Source organism: Clostridium prolinivorans (genome assembly GCF_004011155.1).
In the GTDB taxonomy this organism is placed as follows: Bacteria; Bacillota; Clostridia; order Clostridiales; family Clostridiaceae; genus Clostridium_AT; species Clostridium_AT prolinivorans.
In genome coordinates, this window is the sequence record NZ_RJWG01000023.1 from 1 (window position 1) to 17474 (window position 17474).

16 protein-coding genes are annotated in these 17474 nt (G+C 26.4%); 9 read left to right on the plus strand and 7 right to left on the minus strand.

The annotated features are described in order from the left end of the window. Positions 1 to 396: 396 nt before the first annotated feature. From gyrA to dnaA, 7 genes are all read right to left on the minus strand, one after another. Positions 397 to 2838 (minus strand): DNA gyrase subunit A, encoded by a 2442-nt coding sequence (gene gyrA / locus EGD97_RS11615; RefSeq protein WP_127837491.1) that lies wholly within the window; start codon positions 2836 to 2838, stop codon positions 397 to 399. Positions 2839 to 2873: 35 nt separating this feature from the next. Continuing rightward, entirely contained in the window at positions 2874 to 4784 is a 1911-nt protein-coding gene (gene gyrB / locus EGD97_RS11620; protein WP_127837493.1) for a DNA topoisomerase (ATP-hydrolyzing) subunit B, read from the minus strand. Positions 4785 to 4807: 23 nt separating this feature from the next. Beyond that, positions 4808 to 5071 (minus strand): extracellular matrix regulator RemB, encoded by a 264-nt coding sequence (gene remB, locus EGD97_RS11625; protein ID WP_078683174.1) that lies wholly within the window; start codon positions 5069 to 5071, stop codon positions 4808 to 4810. A 43-nt stretch (positions 5072 to 5114) separates the two neighbouring features. Next, positions 5115 to 6224, minus strand: coding sequence for a DNA replication/repair protein RecF (gene recF / locus EGD97_RS11630; RefSeq protein WP_127837495.1), 1110 nt, complete (start codon positions 6222 to 6224; stop codon positions 5115 to 5117). Positions 6225 to 6256: 32 nt separating this feature from the next. Beyond that, entirely contained in the window at positions 6257 to 6463 is a 207-nt protein-coding gene (gene yaaA, locus EGD97_RS11635; protein WP_127837497.1) for a S4 domain-containing protein YaaA, read from the minus strand. 93 nt (positions 6464 to 6556) lie between these two features. Further along, positions 6557 to 7660, minus strand: coding sequence for a DNA polymerase III subunit beta (gene dnaN, locus EGD97_RS11640; protein ID WP_127837499.1), 1104 nt, complete (start codon positions 7658 to 7660; stop codon positions 6557 to 6559). A 258-nt stretch (positions 7661 to 7918) separates the two neighbouring features. Then, complete coding sequence (dnaA, locus tag EGD97_RS11645) at positions 7919 to 9268, minus strand: chromosomal replication initiator protein DnaA (RefSeq protein WP_127837501.1); 1350 nt, start codon at positions 9266 to 9268, stop codon at positions 7919 to 7921. A gap of 688 nt (positions 9269 to 9956) precedes the next feature. On the opposite strand from dnaA, the gene rpmH reads away from it, so the two are divergent. From rpmH to noc, 9 genes are all read left to right on the plus strand, one after another. Further along, entirely contained in the window at positions 9957 to 10091 is a 135-nt protein-coding gene (gene rpmH, locus EGD97_RS11650; RefSeq protein ID WP_078683179.1) for a 50S ribosomal protein L34, read from the plus strand. Positions 10092 to 10143: 52 nt separating this feature from the next. After that, on the plus strand, positions 10144 to 10506 hold the full coding sequence (rnpA, locus tag EGD97_RS11655; protein ID WP_078683180.1) for a ribonuclease P protein component: 363 nt from the start codon (positions 10144 to 10146) through the stop codon (positions 10504 to 10506). Beyond that, positions 10487 to 10729: a membrane protein insertion efficiency factor YidD gene (gene yidD / locus EGD97_RS11660; RefSeq protein ID WP_078683181.1), complete on the plus strand. Its 243-nt coding sequence runs from the start codon at positions 10487 to 10489 to the stop codon at positions 10727 to 10729. Before rnpA ends, yidD begins: the two co-directional genes overlap by 20 nt. 19 nt (positions 10730 to 10748) lie before the next feature. Continuing rightward, positions 10749 to 11420, plus strand: a complete 672-nt coding sequence (gene yidC / locus EGD97_RS11665) for a membrane protein insertase YidC (protein WP_078683182.1) — start codon at positions 10749 to 10751, stop codon at positions 11418 to 11420. Positions 11421 to 11470: 50 nt separating this feature from the next. After that, on the plus strand, positions 11471 to 12097 hold the full coding sequence (jag, locus tag EGD97_RS11670) for an RNA-binding cell elongation regulator Jag/EloR (RefSeq protein WP_078683183.1): 627 nt from the start codon (positions 11471 to 11473) through the stop codon (positions 12095 to 12097). 117 nt (positions 12098 to 12214) lie between these two features. Beyond that, positions 12215 to 13594 carry a tRNA uridine-5-carboxymethylaminomethyl(34) synthesis GTPase MnmE gene (mnmE, locus tag EGD97_RS11675; protein WP_127837505.1) on the plus strand — a complete coding sequence of 460 codons (1380 nt, stop codon included), beginning with the start codon at positions 12215 to 12217 and terminating at the stop codon, positions 13592 to 13594. 8 nt (positions 13595 to 13602) lie between these two features. Further along, entirely contained in the window at positions 13603 to 15498 is a 1896-nt protein-coding gene (gene mnmG, locus EGD97_RS11680; protein WP_078683185.1) for a tRNA uridine-5-carboxymethylaminomethyl(34) synthesis enzyme MnmG, read from the plus strand. Positions 15499 to 15502: 4 nt separating this feature from the next. Further along, positions 15503 to 16222: a 16S rRNA (guanine(527)-N(7))-methyltransferase RsmG gene (gene rsmG / locus EGD97_RS11685; RefSeq protein WP_127837503.1), complete on the plus strand. Its 720-nt coding sequence runs from the start codon at positions 15503 to 15505 to the stop codon at positions 16220 to 16222. Between the two features lie 106 nt (positions 16223 to 16328). After that, a complete protein-coding gene (gene noc / locus EGD97_RS11690; RefSeq protein ID WP_078683187.1) occupies positions 16329 to 17108 on the plus strand; it encodes a nucleoid occlusion protein in 780 nt (259 codons plus the stop codon). Positions 17109 to 17474: the final 366 nt, after the last annotated feature.

Genomic DNA, 17474 nt, shown 5'->3' on the forward strand with positions numbered 1-17474 from the left:
TATTCTCTGTTTAATTTTCAAAGACCAATCATTTCGCTGTCATCTGACAGCTTTTATAGTTTATCATTTAAATTTCTTATTGTCAACAATTTTTTTATTGTTAACTAAGAAATTTTAAATGTTACAACGAATTTTGTTACTGTCACCTCTTAGCGACAAAAGATATTTTATCAAAAATATTCATTATGACTTTTTAATATAATATTATTAATTTAAATTATATTAAAATCTCTTTTTTTTTCTCTTTAATACTAATTATTTTATATAAAGATACACCCGGTATAGTTTGAATTATGCAACCATTTTTTTATAGAATAAAATAAAAAAATGACAGAGAAATTTATAAACTTCTCTGTCGCTTTTTTATTTTATAATTTTTTATTATAATTTTTTATTTTATTCTTCTACTTCTTTAACCGAATCATCTTTATTTATTTTAGCTATAGCAACAATTTTTTCTTCTTCTGTTGTTTTCATTAAAGTTACACCCATAGTATTTCTTCCTGTAACAGATATATTTTCAGCATTTAATCTTATTGCTACTCCACTACTATTTATAAGCATTATTTCATCGCCATCTTTTACCATTCCACCGCCAACTATTTTACCTGTTTTTTCAGTTACTTTATAGGTAATAATGCCTTTCCCGCCTCTTCTTTGGACTGAGTATTCTTCTACTTTTGTTCTTTTACCAAAACCATTTTCACTTACTATTAAAACATCCTCATTAGAAGTTATTATACTCATGCTTACAGCTTTATCGCCTTCTCTTAAGGTTATGGCTTTAACTCCAGCTGCAGTTCTTCCCATAGATCTTACATCTGTTTCGTTAAATCTTATTGAATATCCATTTTCTGTAACAATTAATATTTCACTGCTGCCATTAGTCATTTTTACACCAATAAGTTCATCGCCTTCTCTAAGGTTAATAGCTGTTAATCCATTTTTTCTTATAGATGCAAATTGATTTAAATCTGTTTTCTTTATAAATCCATCTTTTGTAGCCATTACTAAAAATTTATCTTCTTCAAATTCTTTTATAGGCATAACAGCTTGAATTTTTTCTCCTTGGTTTAATGGAAGAATATTAACAAGATTTATACCTTTAGCAGTTCTTCCAGCTTCAGGTAGTTCATAAGCTTTTAACCTGTAAACTTTTCCTAAATTAGTAAAGAATAAAAGATTATTGTGTGTAGATGTAATAAATATATGTTCTACAAAATCATCTTCTTTAGTAGTCATAGCTTGAATTCCTCTGCCCCCTCTTCTTTGAGCAGTGTATGTATCTGCTGAAATTCTTTTAATATATCCAGCATGTGTTAAAGTTACAACTACATCTTCTTCTTGTATTAAATCTTCTATGTCTATATCATTACTATTTCTTTCTATAGTTGTTCTTCTTTCATCAGAATATTTTGCTTTTATTTCTAAAAGTTCTTCTTTGATTATTTTTAATACTAAACTTTCATTAGCGAGTATTTCTTTGTAATAAGATATATCTTTCATAAGATTATTATATTCTTCTTCAATTTTTTCTCTTTCAAGACCGGTAAGTCTTTGAAGCCTCATATCTAATATGGCTTGAGCTTGTTTTTCAGAAAGTTTGAATTTTTCTATAAGACCATTTCTAGCCTGCTCTGTTGTTTTTGAAGAACGTATAAGTGATATAACTGCATCTATATTATCAAGTGCTATTCTTAATCCTTCTAATATGTGAGCTCTTGCTAAGGCTTTATCTAATTCAAATTGTGTTCTTCTTCTTATAACTTCTTTTTGAAAATCTAAATAATGAACTAAAATTTGCTTTAAATTTAAAGTTTGAGGTTCATTATTTACAAGAGCAATCATTATAACTCCAAATGTATCTTGAAGCTTAGTATGTTTATATAATTGATTTAATACAATATTAGCATTGGCATCTTTTTTCACTTCTATTACTATTCTCATGCCTTCTCTATCTGATTCGTCTCTTAAATCTGAAATACCTTCTATCTTTTTATCTCTTACTAAATCAGCAATATTTTCTATAAGCTTAGCTTTATTAACTTGATATGGAAGCTCTGTTACTATAATCTTTTGTCTTCCCTTTTCTTCTTCAATTGAAGCTTTAGCTCTTACTAGTATTTTACCTCTACCAGTTTCATAAGCTTCTCTTATACCTGATGTTCCTAAAATTATACCTGCTGTAGGAAAATCTGGACCTTTAATTTCAGTCATTAAATCCAATACTGTAGCATCAGGGTTATCTATAAGCATATTTATTCCATTTATAACTTCTCCTAAATTATGAGGAGGTATATTTGTAGCCATACCAACTGCTATACCCGAAGATCCACTTACAAGAAGATTAGGAAATCTTGATGGAAGTACGGAAGGCTCTTGTTCTTCTCCATCAAAATTAGGTACAAAATCAACAGTATTTTTATTTATATCTCTTAAAAGTTCTAGTGTTATTTTACTCATTCTAGCTTCTGTATAACGCATAGCTGCTGCGCTATCGCCATCTATAGAACCAAAATTTCCATGGCCATCTACAAGAGGATATCTTATAGAAAAATCTTGAGCCATTCTTACTAATGCATAATAAACTGCCGTATCTCCATGAGGATGATATTTACCTAAAACATCTCCTACTATTCTTGCACATTTTCTATAACCTTTATCAGGAGTAAGTCCTAATTCATGCATAGAGTATAAAATTCTTCTATGTACAGGTTTTAATCCATCTCTTACATCTGGAAGAGCACGACCTACTATAACACTCATAGCATAATCTATATAACATTTTTTCATTTCTTGACTTATTTCAACTTGTAAAACATTTTCTTCATTATTCATGAACTACACCTCTTCTCTTGTGTAACTTAAAAAATCTATATATCAAGATTTACAACCTTCTTTGCATTTTCTGTAATAAATTCTCTCCTTGGCTCTACTTTATCACCCATAAGAATAGTAAATATTTCATCTGCAGCCATAGCATCTTCTACAGTAAATTGAATAAGCGTTCTTTTTTCAGGATCCATAGTTGTCTCCCAAAGCTGATTTGCATCCATTTCTCCAAGACCTTTATATCTTTGTATAGTAGTACTGTTATCTTTTCCACCTATTTGAGCAAGTATTTTTTCTAATTCTTTATCACTGTAAACATAATAATCTTTTTTACCCTTAGAAACTTTATAAAGAGGTGGCTGCGCTGCATATACGTGCCCCTTTTCAATTAAATCTGTCATGTATCTATAAAAGAAAGTTAGAAGAAGAGTTCTTATATGAGCTCCATCAACATCGGCATCTGTCATTATAATAATTTTATTGTATCTTAATTTTTCAACATCAAAATCTTTACCTATTCCTGCACCAAATGCAGTAATCATTGCTCTTATTTCTTGATAACCTAATATTTTATCAAGTCTTTGCTTTTCAACGTTCATTATCTTACCTCTAAGTGGAAGTATTGCTTGAAAACGTCTATCTCTTCCACCTTTAGCACTTCCACCTGCAGAATCTCCCTCTACAATAAAAATTTCACACTCATCTGGATTTTTAGAGGAACAATCAGCAAGCTTTCCTGGAAGGGAACTTCTCTCAAGTACAGATTTTCTTGTAAGTTCTCTAGCTTTTCTTGCTGCATCTCTTGCTCTTGCTGCAAGTAAAGCTTTATCTATTATGGTTTTTGCTATTGATGGATTTTCTTGAAGAAAATTTTCTATTCCTTCTCCTACTATGTTATCAACTATTCCTCTTACTTCACTATTTCCAAGCTTTGTTTTAGTCTGCCCTTCAAATTGAGGATTAACAAGTTTAACAGAAACTACAGCTGTTAGTCCTTCTCTTATATCATCCCCAGATAAGTTTTTATCATTTTCTTTTAAAAATCCAAATTTTTTAGCATAATCATTAAACACACGCGTTAATGCTGTTTTAAATCCAGCTAAATGTGTGCCGCCTTCTACTGTATCAATATTATTAGCAAATGAAAATATATTTTCATTGTAGCTGTCATTATATTGCAAAGCTACCTCTACATAATAATCATCTTTTTTACCTTCTATGTAAATAGGTTCATCGTGAAGTTTTTCTTTATTTCTATTTAAGTACTCTACAAAAGATTTAATACCACCTTCATAGTAAAATTCATCACTTTTTCCTTCTTCTCTTTCATCTTTAAGAGTTATTCTTATACCTTTATTTAAAAATGCAAGCTCTCTAAGTCTTTGAGCTAACGTATCATAATCAAATTCCAATTCATCAAAAATTTGGTAATCTGGTTTAAAATATGTTTCTGTACCATGTCCTTCAGCTTCACCTATTTTTTCTAAACCTGTAACAGCTTTTCCTCTTTCATATCTTTGTCTCCATAAACCTCCATTAGCTGTAACAGTAACTTCACAAATTTCTGATAAAGCATTTACAACCGAAGCTCCAACACCATGTAGTCCTCCTGATACTTTATAAGCTCCACCACCAAATTTTCCACCAGCATGCAGTACAGTCATTATAACTTCAACCGTTGGTATTCCCATTTTAGGATGTATTCCAATAGGCATACCTCTACCGTCATCTTTAACCGTTATTGAATTATCTTTATGAATAAAAACATTTATATTTTTACATACTCCTATCATTGCTTCATCTATACTGTTATCAACTATTTCATATACTAGATGATGTAGTCCTCTAGAACTAGTACTTCCTATATACATACCTGGTCTTTTTCTTACAGCTTCAAGCCCTTCAAGTACTTGAATTTGATTTTCATCGTATATTGGTCTATTTTCCGGCATGTTTAATCCTCCTTTTTTATCACTTATATTTCTTCATATATTATTTCAGTTCTTTTTTCCAAAGTAGCTGATGATATAGGAGATAGATATATTTTACTTTTTTTATCTATTTCTGCTATAATAAATGATTTTGGTTTTTCTTTGGTAATTCTTTCAACAAAACCATCTTCTTCTGCTAATCTTAAAAATTGATTTGTATCTGAACTATATGTAGAAGTTTCCATATCAAATATTCCTATTATGTCTTTTATTGGAACAACAACATTTTCTCCTAAATGTAAAAACATGTAAATTCCTCCTTTAATCATTATAAAAAGGCAATGTAATATTTTATGTTTTTTTTAACATATATTCTTTAATTATTTTACCATTTTTAACTTCAAACACCTTTGCACTTGAATTTAAATAATTCTTTATGTTTTCTATACCTGTACAAGTTATTATAGTTTGAACATTATTTATAGAATTTAAAATATACTTTTGTCTGTTTAAATCCAACTCTGATAAAACATCATCCAAAAGAAGTATTGGATATTCTTTGGTTTCTTCTTTAATAATTTGAAGTGAAGCAAACTTAATAGTTAAAACTGAAGTTCTTTGCTGACCTTGAGAGCCAAAATTTCTTGTATCAACACCATTTATGTTTATAGAAAAATCATCTCTATGAGGACCATATGAAGTTGTTTTTCTCTCCATATCTGTTTTTATATTTTTTTTCAAAATATAATTTAGTTCATTTTCTATATTTTCTAAATCTTTTATTGAAGTTATATATTTAAAACTTATATTTTCAAGTTCCGATGTAATTTCTTTATGAATTACACTGCCTTTTTGGTTAAGGAGATTAATATATTTTAATCTTTCACTTATAATATAGCTTCCAAATTTAGAAAGCTGTACATCGTATATATCAATCATTTTGTTAATATCTTCATTCCATTTTTTTAGTAAAGTGTTTCTTTCATTTAAAACTTTATTATATTGTACTAAATTATAATAATATTTTTTATTTAATTTACAAATTTCAGTGTCAAGAAATTTTCTCCTATATGAAGGTGATTCTTTTACAATTTTTAAATCTTCAGGAGAAAATAAAACTACATTAAAAATACCAATAAGTTCTTGTATCTTATTGATTTTAATACCGTTTATTCTTATTCCTTTCTTTCCATCTTTAAAAATTTTTATTTCTATGATTTTGTCTAATCTTTCTTTTGATATATAAGATTTATTATAAGCATAATCTTTATTCCAATTTATAAGTTCTTTATCTTTATTAGTTCTATGAGATTTAGCTAAACTGCTATAATAAATGCTTTCAAGTATGTTTGTTTTTCCTTGAGCATTATCTCCGATAAAAATATTTACTCCGTTATTAAATTCAATATTAATTTCTTCATAGTTTCTAAAATTTAGAAGTTGCAAATTTTTTATATACATATAAAAACACCTATTATATTATAACATAAAATTTATATAATTTTATAATTTTCTCCTTCTATTTCAATTATATCACCTTTTTTAAGCTTTTTACCTCGTTTAAGTTCTATTTCACCATTTACTTTTACATTACCATTTTGTATGTAAATTTTAGCTTCTGATCCCATATTCACTATACCAGCATACTTTAAAAATGAATCTAATTTGATAATTTCTGTATTTATTTTTATTTCTTTCATAATTTTACCTCTCAATGCAAAAATTTAATTATAAAAAATAAATTATATTGGGGATAATACAGTATAAATATATTATCCCCAAATTTATGAAATTTAATTTTCTATAAATCTAACTGGAAGAACTAAATAAGTACAATTGTTTTTATCTTTATTTTTTATTATACACGGACTGACATTACTTGTAAGTTCTAGTATTATTTCTTCTTCTTCCATAACTTTGAACACATCAATTAAAAATCTTGCATTGAATGCAATTTTTAAAGGTTCTCCTTGCATAATTATGTTTACCTCTTCTCTTGCTTTTCCCAATTGAGAATCGGATGTTATAACCATTATATCGTCTTTAATATCAAGTTTAACTAAATTTGTATTTCCATCTTTTGCCATAAGAGAAGCTCTTTCTAAGCAATCTAAAAATTCATTTCTTTTTACTATAACTTTTAAATTATATTCATCTGGAATAATTGAATTATAATTTATAAATTCACCTTCTAAAAGTCTAGATATAATTTTGGTATTTCCAAGATTAAATAGTATATGATTTGGTGTAAAAGTAATATTTATTTTATCATCTGAATCTTCTATTATTTTTGAAACTTCATTTAAAGTTTTTCCTGGAATTACAGCGTTTATAGTATTGTCATTATCTATATTTTCTGATCTTAATGCTAATCTTAATCCATCTAAAGCTACTAAATTTAATTTATTATTATTAATTTCAAATTTAACTCCAGTAAGAATAGGCCTTATTTCATCTTGAGCCGTTGCAAAAATTGTTCCTTTTATCATACTTTTTAATACTCTCTGAGGTATAGAAAATATTATATTTTCATTTATTTTTGGTATCATAGGAAATTCATCTGAATTTTTATATTTTAAAACAGCTTTAGATTTTTGGCATATTAATTCTATAGAATTATTAGGAATTGTACTTATTTGAACTTCAAAAGGAGGAAGTTTTTTTATTAATTCTCCAAATAATTTTGAATCTACAACTATACTTCCTTCTTCTATAACATCAACTTTGATTTTTGTTTCTATACTTAAATCTATATCTGATCCTATTAATGTTAGTTCATTATCTTTAGCAATTAGCAATATTCCTTCAAGTATGCTCATAGTAGATTTTCCAGTTATAGCTTTTTGTGCTGTAAAAATTGCTTCTTGAAGTTTATTTTTTTCACATATAAATTTCATTTGTGTCCTCCTTTTATCCACATGGATTTTTTATATAGAAAGAATAGATAATATATATATTTTTTAGTAATAATAGTAGTAGGGGTTGTTGTTATGTGGATAACACATTAAAGACTTTGAAAATACTCATAAATTTAGTAAAAATAATTGTGGATAAGTAAATGAATATATTTAAATCTTATCCACATTGTTATAAACTGATTTATGAATATTAAATTATCCACATATTATTATAATGTTATTAATAACTTATGTTAATTATTTTTGCTGAATTTTTTTTGTAATTTCATTTATAGCTTCTTGAAGACTTTCATCAGATTTTAAGCCTTCACTAATTTTTTCATAAGCATGTATTACTGTTGTATGATCTCTTCCGCCAAATTCTTCACCGATTTTAGGAAGAGATGTATCAGTAAGTTTTCTACAAAGATACATAGCTATTTGTCTAGGAAAAGCTACATTTCTTGTTCTTCTTTGAGATTTAAAGTCTTCTATTCTTAAACCATAATAATTTGCTACTACATCCATTATTAAATCTATATTTATCTTTTTTTCAGGTTTATTTGAAATAATATCTTTTAAAGCTTCAGCTGCTAAATCAACTGTTATATCTTTATTAGTTAAAGAAGAATAAGCATTTATTCTAATTAAAGCTCCTTCAAGTTCTCTAATATTTGATTTTATTTTAGTTGCAATATAAGCCATAACATCATTTGAAATATTTAATCCTTCAACATCAGCCTTTTTTTTGAGAATAGCTATTCTTGTTTCAAAATCTGGAGGCTGAATATCTGCTATAAGTCCCCATTCAAATCTAGATCTTAGTCTGTCTTCTAAAGTTGGAATTTCTTTAGGAGGCCTATCACTAGATAAAATTATTTGTTTATTTGCATCGTGAAGAGCATTAAAAGTATGGAAAAATTCTTGTTGGGTAGCATCTTTACCAGCTATAAATTGAATATCATCTATTAATAGAACATCTACATTTCTATATTTATTTCTAAATTCAACATTTTTATCATCTTTAATAGAGTTAATTAGTTCGTTTGTAAATTTTTCAGAAGATACATATACAACTTTTGATTTTGGGTTATTTTGAAGTATATAATGTCCAATAGCATGCATTAGATGAGTTTTGCCAAGTCCAACACCGCCATAAACAAAAAGGGGATTATATGATTTTGCTGGAGATTCGGCAACGGCTAAAGAAGCTGCATGAGCAAACCTATTGCTATTACCTATAACAAAAGTATCAAAAGTATATTTTGGATTTAAAGTACCAACCATTTCATCATTAACTATAATATTAGATTTTAATTCTTTTTTTGAATTTGACTCTTCAATATCGATGCTTTCTTCAGATGTAATAATAAATTCTATATTATATTTTTTAGGAGAAATAAGTTTTAAAGAATTAATAATCAAATCTTTATATCTAGTTTCTAGTATTTCTTTAGTGAAGTTGTTTGGGACTCCTAGTGTTAAGGTATTATTGCTTAAAGATAAAGGAATTGCACTTTTTATCCATGTATTAAAACTAACTTCTGTCATTTCTGTTTTAATAATGTTTAAAGCTTTTTCCCACAAATCTTTTAGACCGCCATCCATTTTTTATCCTCCAGTTTAAAATAAATAATAAATTTTTTGTTAAAAAAATATTATTCACAGTATATAATAATAAAAATATAATTTATTTAATTTGTTGACAAATGTTGAAAAAAATATTCACATGTCAATAATTTTGTTTATAATTTTAAAACATAAAAAGTTATTAACAATGTGAAAAAATATATATTAACATTATATACAAATGAATAAAATAGCATATTAAGCTAAAAATAAAAAAAAGAAAATACTTGTGTTATAAACTATTTCACAGGTTATCCACAAAGTTATCAACACGTGTGGATAACTTATTATTTAAAAAAGTTATTAACAATCCTTTATCTATAATAACAAAACATAAAGAGCTATTCAAGAAGTTATCCACAAAAAATGTGTAGAAATATAAAAAATATCAACATTATTCTTATTCTTGACATAAATATATTGTAAATATATAATTTAATAGTAAAAATTAAAATTACATTTATATAAATTTCTTTTAAAAAATAAAAGAAAAGATGATTATATTTTTTTAAATTAAAATACTAAGTTTATTAGTATTAAGATTTAAATTATATGATTTATAAAAATCTATCTTTTAATAAAAAGAAAAAAGAAGATAGAAAAATTTTAATTAGGTAGTAAGATATTTGCTATATAATATAAAGATATAGAAGGGGGTGCATTAGAAATGTTTATGACATATCAACCTAAGAAAAAACAAAGAAAAAAGGAACATGGTTTTAGAAAAAGAATGGCTTCTCCAGGTGGTAGAAAAGTTTTAAAAAGAAGAAGAGCAAAAGGTAGAAAAAGATTAACAGCATAAGGCCGCTTTAGTGGCCTTTTTCTGTAATTGCAGTAAAAAGGAGATAAACTTTATGCATAGTTTTAAAAAAGAAGAAAAAATAAGAAAAAATATAGAGTTTAGGACTGTTTACAGAAAGGGTAAATCTTTTTCTAATTCCTTATTAGTTTTATATGTACGTAAAAATCATAAAAATTTAAATAAAGTTGGAATATCTGTAAGTAAAAAAGTTGGGAAGAGTGTAGTAAGAAGTAGAGTTAAAAGGCTTATAAGTGAAAGTTATAGGCTTAATAAAGATTATATAATAAAAGGATATGATTTAGTTTTTATTGCTAGAAATTCTTCAAATGATAAAAGTTTTGCAGAGATTGAAAGTGCTTTAAAAAATCTGTTAAAAAAGGCAGGTTTATTAATTGATGAAAAAAATGTTAATTAAAATAATAAAATTTTATAGAAAATTTTTATCACCTTTAAAGAAGGTATTTTATAAATTTTTAGGTTTTTCTAGTAATGCAGGATGCAGGTTTTATCCAACTTGTTCTCAGTATGCATTAGAATCAATAGAAAAATATGGTGCATTTAAAGGGAGTATTATGTCAATTAAGCGTATTTTAAGATGTAATCCTTTAAACAAGGGAGGATACGATCCAGTAAAATAACCACTAGGAGGTTTGTAATTTGAATTTTATAAACAATGCATTAAAAAGTTTTTTTGAATTATTACACGAAGGAATTAAAGTTATAGGTATAACTAATCCTAATGTTTCTTATGGATTATCTATTATATTCTTTACTATAATAGTAAGACTAATTTTATTACCTTTAAACTTAAAACAAATAAAGTCTCAGGCTGTAATGCAGGAAATGCAGCCAGAAATAAAAAAAATACAAGAAAAATACAAAAATGATCCTCAAAAAGCACAACAGGAAATGATGAAATTGTATAAAGAAAAAGGAGCAAATCCTATGAGTGGATGTTTGCCTCTTTTAATACAACTTCCAATACTTTGGGCACTTTTTTATGTATTTAGAACTATAGATACTGGTGGAACTATAGTATCATTTTTATGGATGAAAAATTTATTTGGTCCTGACCAGCTTCATATATTACCTATTTTATCAGGAGTTACCCAATACATATCTATGCTTATGATGCCGACTGCTGCAGATCCAGCTCAAGCAAAACAAGCTAGTACAATGAATATTGGTATGTCTATATTTATGATTATTATGGCATGGAATTTTACTTCAGCTCTTGTACTTTACTGGGTAGTTAACAACTTAATTCAAATGGGACAAAATCTTCTTATTAGAAGGATGCGTTTTAAAGAAAAAGAAGCAAATGCTTAATGTTTTATTAAAAACATTTGATAGCAGAGAAGGCAGGTGTCTTAGGATATATGAAAATTATTGAAATGACTGGTAAAACAGTTGATGAAGCTATTAAAAATGCTTTAGATGAATTAAAAATTACTAAAGATAAAATAGAAGTAGAAGTTTTAGATGAAGGAAGTAAAGGGCTTTTTAAATTTATTGGTGCTAAACCTGCAAAAATAAGAGTTAAAGTAAAAAGAGATTATACTTATGAAGCTAAATCTTTTTTAAGAGAAATTTTAAATGCAATGAATATTAAAGCAGAAATAAAAATTAAAGAAGATAATGACACTATTAATATTTCTTTAACTGGACCAGATATGGGAATAATTATTGGATATAGAGGTGAAACTTTAGATGCACTTCAGTATTTAGTTAGTTTAGTTATAAATAAAGGAAATGAAACTAATTATAAAAGAGTTGTTTTAGATACAGAAAATTATAGAGCTAAAAGAGAAGAAACTTTAAGAAAACTTGCAAATAAAGTTGCAAATACAGTAAAAAGAACAGGAAAATTAATTAAACTTGAGCCTATGAATCCTTATGAAAGAAGAATAATACATTCTGCACTTCAAAATAATCCTTTTGTAGACACTTATAGTGAAGGTGAAGAACCTTATAGAAGAGTAGTTATTAATTTAAAGAAAGCCTAAGGGCTTTCTTTTTATACATTTATTAAATTTTCTTATTTAATAAAATAAACCTTGCTTTTTTTATTATTAATTATTGGTTATAATATAAATATGTTGAAAAGAGGTGAAATTAAAATAATGAAAGAATTTGATACAATTGCTGCAGTAGCTACAAGTTTAGGTGAAAGTGGTATTTCTATAATTAGAGTGTCAGGTAAAAATGCTTTAAAAGTAGTAAATAGCATATTTAAAGGCAAGAATGGAAGAACTTTAGAAGATATAAAAACTTATACAATGAGATATGGATATATTATAGATAAAGAAAAAAATGAAATTATTGATGAAGTTATAGTAAGTTTTATGAAAGGTCCTAAAAGTTTTACTGCAGAGGATACTGTTGAAATAAATTGCCATGGTGGTATTATTTCTACAAACAAAGTGCTTGAGGAAGTTATTAAGGCTGGTGCGAGAATTGCAGAACCTGGCGAATTTACTAAAAGAGCATTTTTAAATGGAAGAATTGATTTAAGTCAAGCTGAAGCTGTTATTGATATAATAAGAGCTAAAACAGAATTAAGCATGAAGTCTGCATTAGCTCAATCAGAAGGAAGAATTTCCAGGGAAATTAAATCTTTAAGAGAAAAATTATTAGGTATTATTGCACATATAGAAGCTACAGTAGATTTCCCTGAAGAAGATTTAGAAGAAACTACTGCACATATAATAGAAAAACAATTAAAAGATATTATAGAAGAAGTAGAAAATCTATTGAATTCTGCCAATGAAGGTAAAATAATAAGAGAGGGACTTAATGCTGTTATTGTAGGAAAACCTAATGTTGGTAAATCATCTCTTTTAAATGCTCTTCTTATGGAAAAAAGAGCTATAGTTACAGATATTCCAGGAACTACTAGAGATATTATAGAAGAATTTATAAATATTAATGGAATTCCTGTAAAAATAATAGATACAGCTGGTATAAGAGAAACAGATGATATAGTTGAAAAAATAGGTGTAGAAAAATCACGAGAAAAAATAAATGAGGCAGATTTAATTATTTTAATGCTTGATGCAAGTAAAAATTTAGATAAAGAAGATATTGAAATTATAGATTACATTAAAGATAAAAAATATGTAGTACTTTTAAATAAGAGTGATTTAGAAAATAAGATTAATAAAAAAGATATTAAAGAATTAAATTCAGAGTATGTTATAGAAATTTCAGCTAAAACTGGAGAGGGTATTGAAAATTTAAAAGAAGCTATTAAACATTTATTTTTTAAAGGTGAAATTACAACTAAAGATACTTTAATAACAAATACAAGGCACAAAGAATCATTATTACGTGCAAAAGAAAGTTTAAATGCAGGGCTTTTGGCTTTAAATAATACTATGGCTATTGATTTAGCGTCTATAGATCTTAAACAAGCTTTTGCAAGCCTTGGTGAAATTACAGGAGAAACTTTAGAAGAAGATATAATAGATAAAATATTTTCAGAATTTTGTATTGGAAAGTAGTGATTGTTATGAAGTATATTGAAGAAGAATTTGATGTAGTTGTTATTGGTGCAGGTCATGCTGGTTGTGAAGCAGCTCTTGCTTGTGCAAGATTAGGATGTAAAACTTTAGTTTTATGTATGAATTTAGATAGTGTAGCACTTATGCCATGCAATCCTAATATAGGAGGTACATCTAAAGGGCATCTTGTTAGAGAAATAGATGCTTTAGGTGGAGAAATGGGGCTTAATATAGATGAAACTTTTATTCAATCTAGAATGTTAAATACATCAAAAGGTCCAGCAGTTCATTCTCTTAGAGCACAGGCTGATAAAAAAAGATATCAATCTAGAATGAAACATGTACTTGAAAAACAAGAAAATTTATATTTAAGACAGCTTGAAGCTGTAGATATTGAAGTTGAAAATAATAAAGTTAAAGGTGTACTTACTAAAAATGGTGCTTATTTCCCTTGCAAAGCTGTAATTTTAGCTACTGGAACATATTTAAAAGGAAGAGTAATAATTGGAGAAGTGGATTATAGTAGTGGACCTAATAATCTTTTTCCTGCAAATGATTTATCTTTTTGTTTAAAAAATCTTGGATTAAGTTTAAGGAGATTTAAAACAGGTACTCCTGCAAGAGTTAGCAGAAAATCTATAGATTTTTCAAAAATGATAGAACAGCCAGGAGACAAAAAAATAATTCCATTTTCTTTTATGAATGAAAATATAGAAAGAGAACAAATCTCTTGTTATTTAACTTATACAAATGAAGAAACACATAAAGTTATAAGAGATAATATAAGCCGTTCTCCTATGTATAATGGCTCTATTGAAGGAATAGGTCCTAGGTATTGTCCATCAATAGAAGATAAAGTAATGAGATTTCCTCAAAAAACTCAGCATCAGGTATTTATTGAACCAGAGGGAGAAGATACAGAAGAAATGTATGTTCAAGGTATGTCTACATCACTTCCAGAAGATGTTCAAATAAAAATGCTTAGGACTATACCAGGACTTGAAAATGTTCAAATTATGAGAACAGGATATGCTATAGAATATGATTGTCTTGATCCAACAGAATTAAAACCTACATTAGAGTTGAAAAAAATACAAGGATTATTTAGTGCAGGGCAAATGAATGGTAGTTCAGGATATGAGGAAGCAGCAGCTCAGGGAATAATAGCTGGAATAAATGCTGCACTTAAAATTAAAAATAGAGAACCATTAATTTTAAGTAGAAGTGATGCTTATATTGGTGTTTTAATAGATGATTTAGTTACAAAAGGAACACAAGAACCATATAGAATGATGACTTCAAGAGCTGAATATAGATTACTTTTAAGACAAGATAATGCAGATCTTAGACTTACAGAAATAGGATATAAAGTTGGATTAGTTTCTAAAGAAAGATATGAAAAATATTTAGAAAGAAAAAATGCCATTGAAAAAGAACTTGTAAGAATTAAAAATCTTCAAATAACAAATAAAAAAGAAGTAAATGAATTTTTAATGTCTGTTAATTCATCAGAATTAAAGAAACCTGTTAGTTTATATGAACTTATAAAAAGACCAGAGCTTGATTATTATATTGTAAAACCTTTAGATTTAGAAAGACCAAATTTAAGAGCTGATATACAAGAACAGGTTAATATAATATCAAAATATGAAGGATATATTGAAAAGCAGTTAGAACAAGTAGAGCAATTTAAAAAATTTGAAAAAAAATTAATACCAGAAGATATAAATTATGATAATATCTATGGTCTTAGAATAGAGGCTAAGCAAAAACTTAATAATATTAGACCAATAAGCATAGGTCAGGCATCAAGAATATCGGGAGTATCTCCTGCAGATATATCAGTACTTCTTATATATTTAGAACAACATTATGCTAAAGAAAAAATTAAGGATGGAGAATAAAATAATGGAATTCTTTGAAATAATGAATACTGCTTGTATCAATGAAAAATTATATTTTGATAAAGAAAAATATGATAAATTTATGAAATATAAAGATCTTATTAAAGAATGGAATGAGAAAATAAATTTAACAGCAATTACAGAAGATGAGGATATAGTTAAAAAGCATTTTATAGATTCTATTAAGATTTTCAGATTTTCTTTATTAAATACTGCTAAAAGAATAATTGATATTGGAACTGGTGCTGGATTTCCAGGAATCCCTATATCAATTATGTTACCAGAAGTAGAAGTTGTACTTTTAGATTCTTTAAATAAAAGGGTAAATTTTTTAAATGAAGTAATAAAAGAGTTAAATCTTAAAAATATAACTGCACTACATGGAAGAGCAGAAGACTTTGCAAGAGAAAAAGGTTATAGGGAAAATTTTGATTTTGCAGTTTCTAGAGCTGTAGCTAATATGGCTGTATTAAGTGAATTATGCATTCCTTATGTAAAAACTAATGGATATTTTATTGCGTTAAAAGGCCCTTCAGTGGAAGAAGAAATAAATGAAGGTAAAAAGGCTGTTGTTACATTAGGTGGAGTTATTGAAGATATTATTAATGTAGATATAGAAAATACTGATTTAAAGCATAATTTAGTTATTGTAAAAAAAATTAAAGAAACTCCTAAAATTTATCCTAGAAAAGCTGGAACTATACAAAAAAAACCTATAAAATAAATATATGTAATAATTTGTCATATAAAAAATGATAATAAAAGAAGGAATTTAAAATTTTATGCAGAATTTGTTAATATAAGGAAAAAACAAAAGGGATGAGGGTGCCATGGAAAATAATATTTTTTATATATCTACTGATTTGATTTCACCAAATATTTATCAACCAAGAAAAAATTTTAATGAAGAAACTATTGATGAATTAGCCAAATCTATAAAAACTTTTGGCATAATTCAACCATTATCAGTTAGAAAAATAGGCACAGATAGATATGAACTAGTGGCTGGGGAAAGAAGATTAAGAGCAGCTAAAAAGATAGGCTTAGATAAAGTTCCTGCTATATTAGTTGACATTACAGATAAAGATTCAGCAGCAATTGCTCTTCTTGAAAATTTACAAAGAGAAGATTTAAATTTTATAGAAGAAGCAGAAGCTTATTATAATTTAATAAAAGATCATTCTTATACTCAAGAACAATTAGCAGAAGTTATAGGCAAAAAGCAATCTACTATTGCAAATAAAATAAGAATTTTGAAGCTTTCTCCTGAAATTAGAAATACTCTGCTTGAAAATAAATTAACAGAAAGACATGCAAGAGCATTGTTAAAATTACCAACTCCACAAATACAGCAAAAAATATTAAATATAGTTATTAAAAAAAATTTAAATGTTAAAAAAACAGAAGAACTAATAGAAAAAGAGCTTTTAAGATTAACTCATCAAGAAGTAGCAGCAGAGGGAAAGAAAAAAATAAAAGGTGTTTTTTCGCCAAAGGTATATATAAATACAGTAAGACAAGTATTTGATAAATATGGTATTGCTGCTCAGTACGCATCTAAAGATTTAGATGATTGCATTCAAATCACTGTAACAATACCTAAAAAATAAATATGTTTCACGTGAAACATATTTTTAAAATAAATTAAAATTAAAAAAATTATAATTTTAAATAAGCACAAAATTAGTATTTTTATATTAAGAAAAATGATAATTTTGTGCTTATTTTTTTATTAAATAAAAGTTTGTTTTAATACAAATACTTTTATTATTTAATATTAAATTATATAATATACTTAGTATGTATATATATTAAAATATAATAATTAATTTAATCAATTAAAATAGATTTTTATAATATATCTAACGTTAAAAATAAAAATATTTTAATATAAGTACATTGTTTAGTAAAACAATAATTTTGTTATTAAATATATTTTATATTAGAGAAATGTATTAAACTTTAAAATTTTCAAT